This window comes from Clostridium sp. CM036 (assembly GCF_055081135.1).
Genome location: NZ_CM143652.1, coordinates 3,714,431 through 3,726,514 on the forward strand (window position 1 = coordinate 3,714,431; position 12,084 = coordinate 3,726,514).

Genomic DNA, 12,084 nt, shown 5'->3' on the forward strand with positions numbered 1-12,084 from the left:
AACTATAGAATAGACACTTGAAAAGTCTATTCTATAGTTTTTTTTGTTTTTACCATACAAATAAAAAGTTGGAATATTGAAAAAAATGAATGGTGTGAGTTCAGCATACCAATAATTATGCAAGGTGTATTGATAAAGAACAGGAGAAAAGATTCTCTAATTTGATCTACTATAAGATAAGTGAAAAAAGGTGAATCTAATTTAGAGGTGGCCAACTATTAAAATAAATGAAACATATAAAAATATATTTCATTAGTTTAATTCTATTATTAATTCCTTTTTCATAAATAGAAATATAGATTACTATGAATTTATTTTCATAATGAAACCTGTTATATATACTAATGTATTTTACAAAACATACAAAATATATAAAAAACACGAAGGAATCACAAATAAAATATGGATAATATATGGATTTACTTACAAAAAATACATTGACTTCTGGAAAAATATTATTATACTTAAAATAAGATTAAAGGGGAGGACCTACGATAGTGCAAAATAATACTGTGAATATTTTTCATATCAGCATTTATAAAGGTTAAGATGGCTATGAAATATGAAGGAATATAAAAGATATATGAATAATATATTTAATTATTTTATTGTTGTAAAATGGACATGTTAAAAAAAATCGGATAAATCAAATGATTTGATAACGGAATAGTTACATGAAAATATTTTAAAATGAAATATTTATCCGGAGCAACTTCAATAGTGTAAGTAATTCGAATCTTTCAACAACGAGATAATCTTGTATTCTTAAAATTAATAAAGGTAAGATAATAAGCTATAATTCAAAAAACAAGATTAGTGTTTATATAAGGGGGAAGAAAAGTACCAATATTATAAGATGGGGGGGCAAAAGATGTTAAATTTCTTTGTTAAAAGACTATTTTCAACTGTGATTACAATCTTCGTCGTTATCACAATAACTTTTTTCTTAATGCGATTAATGCCTGGCGGACCATTTTCTGGTGAAAAAAAGCTTAATCCACAGGTTTTAGAGAATTTGAACAAGAAATTTGGTTTGGACAAACCTGTATTTAAACAATACACTATGTATCTAAAAAATCTTTCGCATGGGGACCTAGGTCCTTCAATGACATATGAAGGAAGAACAGTTAATGAAATTATAGGATATTCTCTTCCGGTTTCTGCTAGATTAGGTGTGGTTTCTGTAGGGTTTGCTATGGTATTAGGTGTATATCTAGGAATAGTTGCAGCCCTCCATCAAGGAAAATGGCCGGATAAATTATGTATGTTTATTTCAACCATTGGAATTACGGTACCAAGTTTTGTAATTGCGACACTAATGATTTATGTATTCGCAATAAGGATGGGTATATTTCATGCCATAGGGCTTGAATCTCCTATGGATTATGTTCTTCCGTCAATTGCTCTTGGAGCATCTTCGATGGCCTTTGTTGCAAGACTTGGAAGGTCGGCTTTACTTGATGTTATAAGGACGGATTATATTAGAGTTGCAAGGGCTAAGGGACTTTCTAAAAATGCAGTTATATATAAACATGCTTTAAGAAACTCATTAATTCCTATTGTAACTTATATTGGACCACTTCTTGCTGCTGTTTTAACTGGTAGCTTTGTAATTGAAGGGCTGTTTGGTATCCCAGGTATGGGCCGAGAATTCATTACAAGCATAACAAACAGAGATTACACCGTGATAATAGGTTTTGTAACTTTAGATGCTACCTTCTTAGTACTTTCTAATTTTGTTGTTGATATACTTTACGCAGTAATTGACCCAAGAATAAAAATTGAATAATAGGGGGTGCATAAACATGGAGATAAATAGTGAGTTATTTGAAAAAATACCAAATGACAAGAAAAAAATGAATGAGATAGTTAGACCAAGTGAAACTTATCTACAGGATGCTTGGAGAAGATTAAAACAAAACAAGCTTGCGATGGGAGGATTAGTTTTTGTTATATTAATAACTATACTTGCTATAGTTGGCCCAATGTTATCAAAGTATAATTATTATTCTCAGAATTTTAGAATTGCAAACCAAAACCCTAGTGCGACTCATTGGCTCGGTACTGATAAGTTTGGTCGCGACCAATTTGTAAGAATATTATATGGAGCAAGAATTTCACTTATCATTGCATATGTTGCAAGTATATTAAATCTTGTTGTAGGAATTTTGTATGGTAGTATTGCAGGATATGCAGGTGGTATTGTTGATAATTTAATGATGAGGATTGTTGATGTAATTTGGTCAGTACCTAGTATGATTTATGTTATTCTCTTGATGGTTATACTTACTAAACCAAATCATCCATCAGCCGATGGGGGTATGTTAAATATTATAATTGCAATGGCAATATCCTTTTGGGTGGTAATGGCAAGAATAGTTCGTTCGCAAGTTATGGCACTAAAGGAACAGGAATTTGTCCTTGCTGCAAAGGTTTCAGGTGCGTCTAGCATGAGAATAATACTAAAACATCTTATTCCAAATAGTATGGGACCGATAATAGTAACAATGACAATGTCTGTACCGGGTGCTATTTTTACAGAAGCTTTTCTTAGTTTTATAGGACTTGGAATTTCTGCACCTCAAGCATCATGGGGAAGCCTTGCGTCAGAAGCATTAGATGGATACCAACTTTACCCATTACAATTGTTTTTCCCGGCGATGGCAATATGTTTAACAATACTTGCATTTAATTTCCTTGGTGACGGCTTAAGAGATGCTCTAGATCCAAAGATGAGAAAATAAGTAAGGGGGGAATTATGGAAAAATTACTTGAAATAAATAATTTAAAAACATCTTTTTTTACACATGTAGGAGAGGTGCAGGCTGTAGGTGGAGTATCCTTTTACTTAAATAAAGGTGAGGCTCTTGGAATAGTTGGAGAATCCGGAAGTGGAAAAAGCGTTACTATGATGTCACTTATGAGACTACTTGCTGATACAGGGAAAATAATAGATGGTGAAATGCTATTCCAAGGAAAAGATTTAGCAAAGATTTCCGAGAAAGAAATGGAAAAAATAAGAGGAAATGAAATTGGAATGATATTTCAGGACCCCATGACTTCCCTAAATCCTGTATTCAACATAGGTAATCAAATAATGGAACCATTACTTAAACATAGAGGATTAAGTAAGCAAGAAGCTTTTGATAAGTCAGTGAAAATGCTTTCATTAGTTGGAATCCCAAGTCCTGAAAAAAGAATGAAACAATACCCTCATGAATTTTCTGGTGGTATGAGACAACGTGCAATGATTGCTATGGCATTATGTTGTGAACCAAAATTGTTAATTGCAGATGAACCTACAACAGCCCTAGATGTTACTATACAGGCACAAATTCTTGAACTTATGAAGGATATTAAAGAAAAATTAAACACTTCTATTATTCTTATAACGCATGATTTAGGCGTGGTTGCAGATGTTTGCGACAGAATAAATGTTATGTACGGTGGATTAATTGCAGAGACGGGGTCTACTAAGGACTTATTTTATAATCCAAGGCATCCATATACTTGGGGGCTTTTAAATAGTATTCCAAATCCCCAAAGTACCATAAGGGAAAAACTGAAACCAATAGAGGGTCAACCGCCAGATTTGTTAAAACCTCCTGTGGGATGTCCATTTGCAGCTAGATGTAATTATTCTATGAAGATTTGTGAAAAGCAAAGACCGCCATTATTTCAAATTAGTCCTGAGCATAATGCAGCTTGCTTTCTAAATCACCCTAGTGCACCTAAGGTAAAAGCACCTGTTGGAAGGGGGAGTTTATAATGAGTGTTGAAAAAGTATTAGTTGAAATAAAAGATTTGAAAAAATATTTTCCTGTTAAAAAGGGATTGTTTGGTACAGCTCATAGTTATGTAAAAGCAGTAGATGGTATTTCTTTTACGATCAATAAAGGTGAGACTTTAGGGCTTGTGGGAGAATCAGGCTGTGGTAAAACAACCTGTGGAAGAACAATAATAAAGCTATATGAACCAACTGGTGGACAAATAATATACGATGGACATGATTTATCAAAGTTAAGTCAAAAGCAGATGCTTCCTTATAGAAAAAAAATTCAAATGATATTCCAAGACCCCTATGCTTCGTTAAATTCAAGAATGACTGTTGGCGACATAGTTGGTGAATCAATTGACATTCATGGTGTTTATAAAGGTAAGGATAGAATGGCAAGAATTCAAGAACTGTTAACAACGGTGGGATTAAACAGTGAACATTCTAGCAGATATCCACATGAATTTTCTGGCGGTCAAAGACAAAGAATTGGTATAGCTAGGTCTCTAGCAGTGCAACCAGAATTTATAATTTGTGATGAACCTATATCTGCACTTGATGTTTCCATACAAGCACAGATTATAAATATGCTCGAAGAGTTGCAAGAAAATATGGGATTAACATATCTTTTTATAGCTCATGATTTATCAATGGTTAAGCATATATCAAATAGAATTGGAGTTATGTATTTAGGTAAAATGGTTGAAATAGGTAAAAGTGATGAGGTATATAGCCTCCCAATGCATCCATATACTCAGGCGCTACTTTCGGCTATTCCAATACCGGACCCTGAAGGTGCAGCACTAAGAAAGAGGATTATGCTTGAGGGAGAAATACCATCACCTATAGATCCTCCACCGGGATGTAGATTTAAAGGTAGATGTAAATATGCTAAGGCAATATGTTCAGAGGTAGACCCAGAGCTTAAAAATTTAGGGGCAGACCACTTTGTGGCTTGTCATTTATTTTAAATGGTATAAAAATTTTGTTTAGCGAATATATTATTGAGTATAATTCGATGCTTTGCAACGAATAGTTATATATATAACAGGGGGGAATAATAAAAATGAATAAATCAACAAAGATTAGTGCAACTTTGCTTGCGGTAACCTTAGGGGTATCATTGCTATCGGGCTGTGGCACTAAAGCAGCACCAGAGGCTAATGGCAAGGTGCCGCAGGTAATAACTTTCAATTTAGGTGCAGAACCTAAGACTATCGATCCAGCATTAAGTCAGGCAAGTGACAGTGCAGATGTTATCGGAAATGCTTTTGAGGGTTTGATGAGATTGGATGATAAAGATAAACCAATTCCAGGTATGGCTGATAGGTATGAAATGTCAAAAGATGGTTTGACTTATACGTTTCATATTAGAAGTGGCGCTCAATGGTCAGATGGCAAACCAGTTGTTGCTGGTGATTTCGAATATGCGTGGAAAAGAGTTTTAAAGCCTGCAACTGCTTCTGTATATTCTTATCAACTTTTTTACTTGAAGAATGCCCAAGGGTATAATGAAAGCGAACTTGCAGCTGACAAGAAAACAGCTGGTGTAAAATCAGCAACTGTTGATGAAGTCGGAGTTAAGGCTAAAGATGATTCAACTCTTGTAGTTACCCTCGAGAACCCAACTGCTTACTTCTTATCACTTATGGCTTTCGAAACATATATGCCGATTAGAAAAGATGTAGCAGATAAAGATGCTTCTTGGGCAACCAAACCTGCAACTTATATTACTAATGGTGCATTTAAAATGAAAGAATGGAAACCTAAGGATGTTTTGACTTTTGTAAAAAACGACAAATATTGGGATGTTAAAAATATTAAACTTGATACTCTTAACTATAAAATGTTAGAGGATCAAACAGCAGCACTTTCAGCATATAAAGCCGGTCAAATGGATCTCATTAAAGACCCACCACAATCAGAAATTCCTGCGCTTGTAGCAGATGGTAGTTGCAAAATCACTCCTAATTATGCAACTTACTACTATGTGCTAAATCTTACAGCAGAGGCGGTTAAGATAAATCCAGAGGCTGCTAAGGCTATACAAAACCCTAAAGTAAGAAAAGCATTATCGCTTGCCCTTAACAGAAAAGACATAGTTGATAACGTTAGTAAAGGTGGGCAAACCCCAGCAACGTCATTTGTTCCAAAAGGGAGTCTAGAACCAAATGGTAAGGATTTTGCAAATAAAGCTTACTACCCAGCGGAGGGAGATATAGCTCAAGCTAAAAAATTACTAGCTGAAGCAGGGTATCCAGATGGAAAAGGATTCCCTAAAATAACTTTACTCTATAACACCCTTGCGGGACACCAAAATATAGCTGCTGCAGTTCAAGATATGTGGAAAACAAATCTTGGAGTAAATATAGAACTTAAGAACCAAGAATGGAAGGTATTCATACAAACAAGAAATACTAAGCAATATATTCTTGCAAGAAATGGCTGGAATGCAGACTACACAGATCCAATGACATTCCTTGATTTATTTACAACAAGTTCAGGAAATAATGACGCTGGATACAGTAATCCAGCATATGATGCAAAAATAATAGCTGCAAAAAAGGAATTAGATCCAGCTAAGAGAATGGCTATTTTGCATGAAGCAGAAGACATTATTATGAACAATGATGTTGTAATTCCTATTTATGGGTATACAAATACAATGGTTTCAAAACCAAATATTATGGGAGTTCGTACATCAGCTTTAGGAAAACATTGGTTCCAAAAAGCCTACGTAACTGCTGCTAAATAACATAAAATAGCAAAATAATAAAATGCCCTATAGAGTAGATAAAAGTCTATGCTGTAGGGCATTTTTATGAAAATAAAAGAGGTGGGTTAACAGATCTAATGGGGGAATAGATGTTAACCGTCTCTAATATTTTCTCAGGTATTAGTAGGCAGTATCTATACATAAAATAATTCCTAAAAAGAATTACTTAGAATATTTTATTTAAGTAATGATTAAAGTGTTACAAATTTTTTGGATTTTTTATAAAAAAGGTTGTTAACTGCCACTAAGTTGGTATAAAATTTAACCGGACATAGTTATTTATTTTGAAAGGAAGGATAAGCATGAATTATAATGAATCTATAGCTTACATAAAAAATACAGCAAAGTTTGGTAGCAAACTTGGGCTTGAGAGAACTGAAAAAATATTAGAACTTTTAGGAAACCCACATAAAAAATTAAAGTGTATACATATTGCAGGAACTAATGGGAAAGGTTCAACTACTGCTATGGTGACTACGATTTTGGTCGAAGCTGGATATAAGGTAGGCTCATATATTTCGCCATTTATTGAAGAGTTTGAAGAACGAATGCAAATAAATAATAAAAACATCTCTAAAGGAGATTTAAGTGATGTTGTGACAGAGGTTTCTAAAGCGGTAGAAAAGGTAGTGGAACTAGGATATAGTAATCCAACAGAGTTTGAAATCATTACCTGCGCGGGTTTTTTATATTTTTATAAAAACAATATAGATTTTGCAGTGGTTGAAGTAGGGATGGGTGGAAGGCTTGACTCAACAAATGTAATTACACCTATTTTAAGTATTATTGCATCTATTAGCTTGGACCATACGCTAATACTCGGAGATACCATCGCTAAAATTGCTTGTGAAAAGGCAGGTATTATTAAAGAGGGGATTCCCGTAGTTATGTTTCCACAACAAAAACAAAGCGAAGAAGTAATAGAAAGAATATGTAGAGAAAAAAAATGCAAATTAATAAAAGTATCACAGGATTCAGCGGTATATTTAGGGAAGGGAAATTTACAATATAGTGCAGTGGATTCAATGGAAGAAACAATGTGTACTAGTAATAATGCTATAATTCAAAAATTGAAAGTGCAAACTTCAAATAATGATTATACTATTGATTTATCACTTTTAGGAAAACATCAATTACTAAACTGTTCTGTAGCGGTTCATGCTATAGAGGAGCTTATAGAGCAAGGCGCAATGATTAATAGAGATCATATAATAACAGGGCTTGGGAGTGTAGTGTGGCCAGCAAGGCTTGAGGTGATGCATAAAAAGCCTTTAGTAGTTATAGATGGTGCACACAATATAGATGGTATAGAAAAACTTACGCAGAGTATTGATATGTACTTTAACTACAAAAAAATCATATTAATTTTAGGAATCCTTGCGGATAAGCAAGTGGAAGAGATGATAAAAACTATAGTTCCAAAGGTGAGTAGAGTTATTACTGTTACCCCCCATAGCGATAGGGCAGAACTCTGCGAAGAATTAAAAATCCAAGTAGAAAAATATACTATGAGTTGCGAGGCAATTGAAGATTATGAGGATGCATATAAAAAAGCTTTGAGCTACTGCAATGAAGATGATTTACTGTTAGTGTCAGGTTCTTTATACATGGTGGGAGATATGAGAAAAATAATACGAAATGTTCACAGCTATTAATAGTATTAAATCATCTCCTGCGGAGCTGAAATGTCGTTAAAAATAAATTGACACATATTACTAGATAATATGTGTCTTTTTTTATTTGGTTAAGCTTTTGCAACTAATTCTTCCAGTGCCAAAGCTAATTGGTCTGGGCAAGAAGTGCTTTTACCACCACAGTTAATACCCTTAAGTTTTTTTATAACTTCGGAAACTTCCATACCTTTTACTAAGGTTGAAATTCCACTTAAATTTCCAGCGCATCCTCCTGTGAAAACAACATTTGTTATTTTATCGTCAACGACTTCAAAAGTTATTTTTTTAGAACAAACGCCTTTTGGATCATAACTATACATAATTTACTCCTCCGTCCTTTGTAATATTAATAATTACAATAGTTATTATATACTATTAAGTATCCTCATTTCAAGAATTTAATTTTAATGAAAACAATGTTAGCATATTAGCGCTATTTTCATATTATGGTTATGGGGAGGTGAGGGATTTGAGAAAGTTATATGTGTGTAGTACTTCAGCAGATTGCATATCAAAAGTTAACTTGGATTTGTTTATAGAAGAAGAAAAAATATATTTGGATAAAAAAAATCTCAAAAGAATTGGTCCTCATGGTATATATATATATAAAAACAAGATATTAACAGCTAATAGTTATGATAATAGTATTTCTATGGTTGATATTGATAATAATGAAACAGAAAGTTATTTTATAGGTATGCATTGTAATGATTTATCAGTTTATGATAATAGGGCATATGTTATTTGTGGAGATTCTGATGATATAATAGTTTTTGATTTAGACAAAAAAACAATTGTAGAAGTAATTCCATGTGGTAACTCACCACATAGTATTTATCTTTGTAAAAGAAAGAACCTTATTATAGTGGCAAATATGAATAGTGACAGCATAACAATAATAGATTGTGCTCAGAATACAAATATTAAAAATATTAGGGTGGGGGCATATCCTACTAAAGCTCTAATTACCCCGGATGGAAATTATATTTTAGTTTGCGAGAGCAATATAGGTATGGACAATAAGGGAAGTATAAGCATTATTTCATTAAAAAACTATAACGTATTATACAAGATACCTGTTGGTAATTCGCCTGTGGACATGTATTGTAATGAAAAATACTGTTATGTATCAAATTTTGGAGATGGCACGGTGAGTATATTAGACATAAATAATTACAAAGAGATAAAAAAAATTAAAATTGGGGGTATGCCTCGGGGAATACTCGAAGATGAAAAATATTTGTATGTAGGTGATAATTATAACAATTTGCTTATTAGAATTGATAAAATTACTGAAAATAAAAAAGCCATCTCTATTGGCGGAGAGCCCACAGGTATGGCACTTTTATAAAAATCAGATTCTATAGAAGATTAAGATTAATCATCTATGAGAAGATTAATTATTTTAGCATAAAGTTCAGAAGGGTTTTTTCTCCATTTACTGCATAAATTTCGTGCTTGCTTGTTCGACGCAACACTAAGTTTAATATCTATAAGTGTAAAATTATCTTCTGAAGCGGTTAGATTAACTAAATAATTATTATTGTTTTCTATTGTGTAATCAGCACTAACCGTGAGTGCTTTTTTGATGTTTTCAATATGAACTTTCAAATAGCTATCAATAAGTTGTATCTTGCTTTCAGAAATTCTTCCTTTAAATAAAGATAGAACATTGTCACCTTTTTGCGAAATGACTAATCTATGCTTACCTTTCTGATCAGTATGCTTAAGTAGGTTAGATGCAATAAGTTCAGTAATATATTGTTGCAAAGTAAAATAATTTATAAAATTATTCTCTAAAATAATTTGCGTTATTTGAATATTAGAAATAGGGAGCTTTATTTTATAAAATATATAAAGTAAAAGAAGCTTATTTTCAGCTAAGTCTAAAGCATCCTCAAACATATCTGTTCCTCCTTGTAGTCTGCTTAATATAAAACAATAATGAACGGTATCATTTCATGTAAAATTAACTATAAACATTATAACATAAAAAGCACCGAAATGAATCGGTGCTTTTAATTTTAATACTATATAATGGTTTATCTGAATTTTCAAAAGAAATAAACTTTATAAATTAAATTATACACATATATATTAACTTATAGAATATAAATTTAAAGTATAAATGTGCGAGGAGACGATAGGGGATATCTATTACTTTGGCACAAAGTGATTATAAGGAGGATATAAGAGGATATGAATATGAATTACATAAAAAAAAAATTAATAGTATTTTGTGCGATTTTCATTGTGATTTTATCAATTATAGGTGTTTATAACTTAAAAACTAAGGGTGCGTTTTTGGGTGAGCAACGTAAATTACCAATTTACTCCGTAGATACTAAAGAGAAAAAGATTGCGATCTCTTTTGATGCAAACTGGGGCGATGATAGAACAGATGATATATTAAAAATATTAGATAAGTACAATGCTAAAGCAACGTTTTTTATAGTGGGAGCGTGGCTAGACCAGTATCCGGATAGGGTAAAGACGATGCATCAAAAAGGTCATGAAATAGGAAACCATTCCAATAAGCATCCTATAATGACTACAATATCCAAGGAGAGAATGAACAAAGAAATAACCACCACAGATGCTAAAATAATGGCTATAACAGGGAAAGAAACAACCCTTTTTAGATGCCCATCTGGAGAATATAATAATTTAGTAATTGAAACCGTAGAATCAACAAATCATTATTGTATTCAATGGGATGCAGATAGTATTGATTGGAAAGAGCAGGGGGCAGAAATTGAGTATAATAGAATAATTAAAAAGACTAAGCCGGGCTCCATACTTTTATTTCACAATAATGCAAAGTATACCCCTGAAAATTTAGAAAAAATTTTAAAACATTTTAAGGCTCAAGGCTATAAATTTGTAAAAATATCAGATCTTATATACAAAAAAAACTATTATATAAATGAATCAGGAAAACAAATACAAAAATAAAAATTAAATGTATTGAAATCCACGGTGTATTTGTATTATAATGGAAATACCAATTAGTTATAATTTTGGAAAAATAGATATAAACAAAATTCTCTTAATATTAGGTATATTACATTGAAAAGCTGAATATTTATATTCTAAAGAAAGTTTATTAAAAAAAACTAAGGGAAAGAGGGATTATGATGGATAATGTTATGTTAAATAACAAGATTTATTTAGAAGGAAAGGTAGTATCTGAATTGAAATTCAGTCATGAAATGTATGGAGAAGGCTTTTATGTATTTGATTTTGAGGTTTGGAGACTTAGTGAAACAACAGATATTTTAACTATAACAATTTCTGAAAGATTAATTGCAGGTATGAATATTACAATAGGAAATGAGTTTATAGTTGAAGGTCAACTTAGATCTTACAATAAATTCGTTGACGGATCTAACCGATTAATATTAACGGTATTTGCTAGAGATATTAAAATTTGTGAAGAACACAGTAAGAATCCAAATCAAATATTTTTAGATGGATATATTTGCAAGAGTCCAGTGTATAGGACAACTCCGTTTGGGAGAGAGATTGCGGACATGCTTTTAGCAGTTAACAGATTGTATAATAAATCTGATTATATACCTACAATTGCTTGGGGACGAAATTCTAGGTTTTGTAAAAGTCTTGAAGTAGGAGATAATATAAGAATATGGGGAAGACTTCAGAGTAGAGAATATCAAAAGAAATTATCAGATGACGAAGTTATAAAGAAAGTGGCATATGAAGTCTCTATATCAAAGATGGAAAAGGTTGCTAAAGATGGTGAGGGCACTGTAGAAGCGGATATGATTGATGAAGAGCAGGACCTTGAAGCTCTACACGTTATATAGTATAGATATGTAGAATGAATTTTCTTCTTTTAA

At 32.3% G+C, this 12,084-nt stretch carries 11 protein-coding genes; 9 read left to right on the top strand and 2 right to left on the bottom strand.

From position 1 onward, the window contains the following. The first annotated feature begins 871 nt into the window (after window positions 1–871). From ACWJKE_RS17625 to ACWJKE_RS17650, 6 genes are all read left to right on the top strand, one after another. On the top strand, window positions 872–1,789 hold the full coding sequence (locus ACWJKE_RS17625) for an ABC transporter permease (RefSeq protein WP_216303284.1): 918 nt from the start codon (window positions 872–874) through the stop codon (window positions 1,787–1,789). A 16-nt stretch (window positions 1,790–1,805) separates the two neighbouring features. After that, on the top strand, window positions 1,806–2,744 hold the full coding sequence (locus ACWJKE_RS17630; RefSeq protein ID WP_165413896.1) for an ABC transporter permease: 939 nt from the start codon (window positions 1,806–1,808) through the stop codon (window positions 2,742–2,744). Between the two features lie 14 nt (window positions 2,745–2,758). Next, window positions 2,759–3,769, top strand: a complete 1,011-nt coding sequence (locus ACWJKE_RS17635) for an ABC transporter ATP-binding protein (protein ID WP_216303283.1) — start codon at window positions 2,759–2,761, stop codon at window positions 3,767–3,769. Then, on the top strand, window positions 3,769–4,746 hold the full coding sequence (locus tag ACWJKE_RS17640) for an ABC transporter ATP-binding protein (RefSeq protein WP_216303282.1): 978 nt from the start codon (window positions 3,769–3,771) through the stop codon (window positions 4,744–4,746). The genes ACWJKE_RS17635 and ACWJKE_RS17640 overlap by 1 nt, the downstream gene beginning before the upstream one ends. Before the next feature lie 95 nt (window positions 4,747–4,841). Further along, window positions 4,842–6,530, top strand: a complete 1,689-nt coding sequence (locus ACWJKE_RS17645; protein ID WP_253198198.1) for a peptide ABC transporter substrate-binding protein — start codon at window positions 4,842–4,844, stop codon at window positions 6,528–6,530. Between the two features lie 323 nt (window positions 6,531–6,853). After that, entirely contained in the window at window positions 6,854–8,206 is a 1,353-nt protein-coding gene (locus ACWJKE_RS17650; RefSeq protein ID WP_462959058.1) for a bifunctional folylpolyglutamate synthase/dihydrofolate synthase, read from the top strand. An 89-nt stretch (window positions 8,207–8,295) separates the two neighbouring features. Here the strand turns inward: ACWJKE_RS17650 and ACWJKE_RS17655 are convergent, their stop codons facing one another. Continuing rightward, window positions 8,296–8,544 carry a TIGR03905 family TSCPD domain-containing protein gene (locus ACWJKE_RS17655; RefSeq protein WP_216303280.1) on the bottom strand — a complete coding sequence of 83 codons (249 nt, stop codon included), beginning with the start codon at window positions 8,542–8,544 and terminating at the stop codon, window positions 8,296–8,298. A gap of 149 nt (window positions 8,545–8,693) precedes the next feature. Between ACWJKE_RS17655 and ACWJKE_RS17660 the strand changes: the two genes are divergently transcribed. Further along, a complete protein-coding gene (locus ACWJKE_RS17660; RefSeq protein ID WP_220287406.1) occupies window positions 8,694–9,575 on the top strand; it encodes a YncE family protein in 882 nt (293 codons plus the stop codon). Window positions 9,576–9,601: 26 nt separating this feature from the next. Here the strand turns inward: ACWJKE_RS17660 and ACWJKE_RS17665 are convergent, their stop codons facing one another. Continuing rightward, window positions 9,602–10,129 (bottom strand): DUF4364 family protein, encoded by a 528-nt coding sequence (locus ACWJKE_RS17665; protein ID WP_216303278.1) that lies wholly within the window; start codon window positions 10,127–10,129, stop codon window positions 9,602–9,604. A 294-nt stretch (window positions 10,130–10,423) separates the two neighbouring features. Between ACWJKE_RS17665 and pdaB the strand changes: the two genes are divergently transcribed. Beyond that, window positions 10,424–11,179 (top strand): polysaccharide deacetylase family sporulation protein PdaB, encoded by a 756-nt coding sequence (gene pdaB, locus ACWJKE_RS17670; protein ID WP_165414217.1) that lies wholly within the window; start codon window positions 10,424–10,426, stop codon window positions 11,177–11,179. Between the two features lie 182 nt (window positions 11,180–11,361). Continuing rightward, on the top strand, window positions 11,362–12,051 hold the full coding sequence (locus tag ACWJKE_RS17675) for a single-stranded DNA-binding protein (protein ID WP_216303277.1): 690 nt from the start codon (window positions 11,362–11,364) through the stop codon (window positions 12,049–12,051). Window positions 12,052–12,084: the final 33 nt, after the last annotated feature.

Excerpts from the sequence above, each read along its gene's own strand:
- ACWJKE_RS17625 (WP_216303284.1), top strand. The coding sequence starts at position 872 with ATGTTAAATTTCTTTGTTAAAAGACTATTTTCAACTGTGATTACAATC.
- ACWJKE_RS17630 (WP_165413896.1), top strand. The coding sequence starts at position 1,806 with ATGGAGATAAATAGTGAGTTATTTGAAAAAATACCAAATGACAAGAAA.
- ACWJKE_RS17635 (WP_216303283.1), top strand. The coding sequence starts at position 2,759 with ATGGAAAAATTACTTGAAATAAATAATTTAAAAACATCTTTTTTTACA.
- ACWJKE_RS17640 (WP_216303282.1), top strand. The coding sequence starts at position 3,769 with ATGAGTGTTGAAAAAGTATTAGTTGAAATAAAAGATTTGAAAAAATAT.
- ACWJKE_RS17645 (WP_253198198.1), top strand. The coding sequence starts at position 4,842 with ATGAATAAATCAACAAAGATTAGTGCAACTTTGCTTGCGGTAACCTTA.
- ACWJKE_RS17650 (WP_462959058.1), top strand. The coding sequence starts at position 6,854 with ATGAATTATAATGAATCTATAGCTTACATAAAAAATACAGCAAAGTTT.
- ACWJKE_RS17655 (WP_216303280.1), bottom strand. The coding sequence starts at position 8,544 with ATGTATAGTTATGATCCAAAAGGCGTTTGTTCTAAAAAAATAACTTTT.
- ACWJKE_RS17665 (WP_216303278.1), bottom strand. The coding sequence starts at position 10,129 with ATGTTTGAGGATGCTTTAGACTTAGCTGAAAATAAGCTTCTTTTACTT.
- pdaB (WP_165414217.1), top strand. The coding sequence starts at position 10,424 with ATGAATATGAATTACATAAAAAAAAAATTAATAGTATTTTGTGCGATT.
- ACWJKE_RS17675 (WP_216303277.1), top strand. The coding sequence starts at position 11,362 with ATGGATAATGTTATGTTAAATAACAAGATTTATTTAGAAGGAAAGGTA.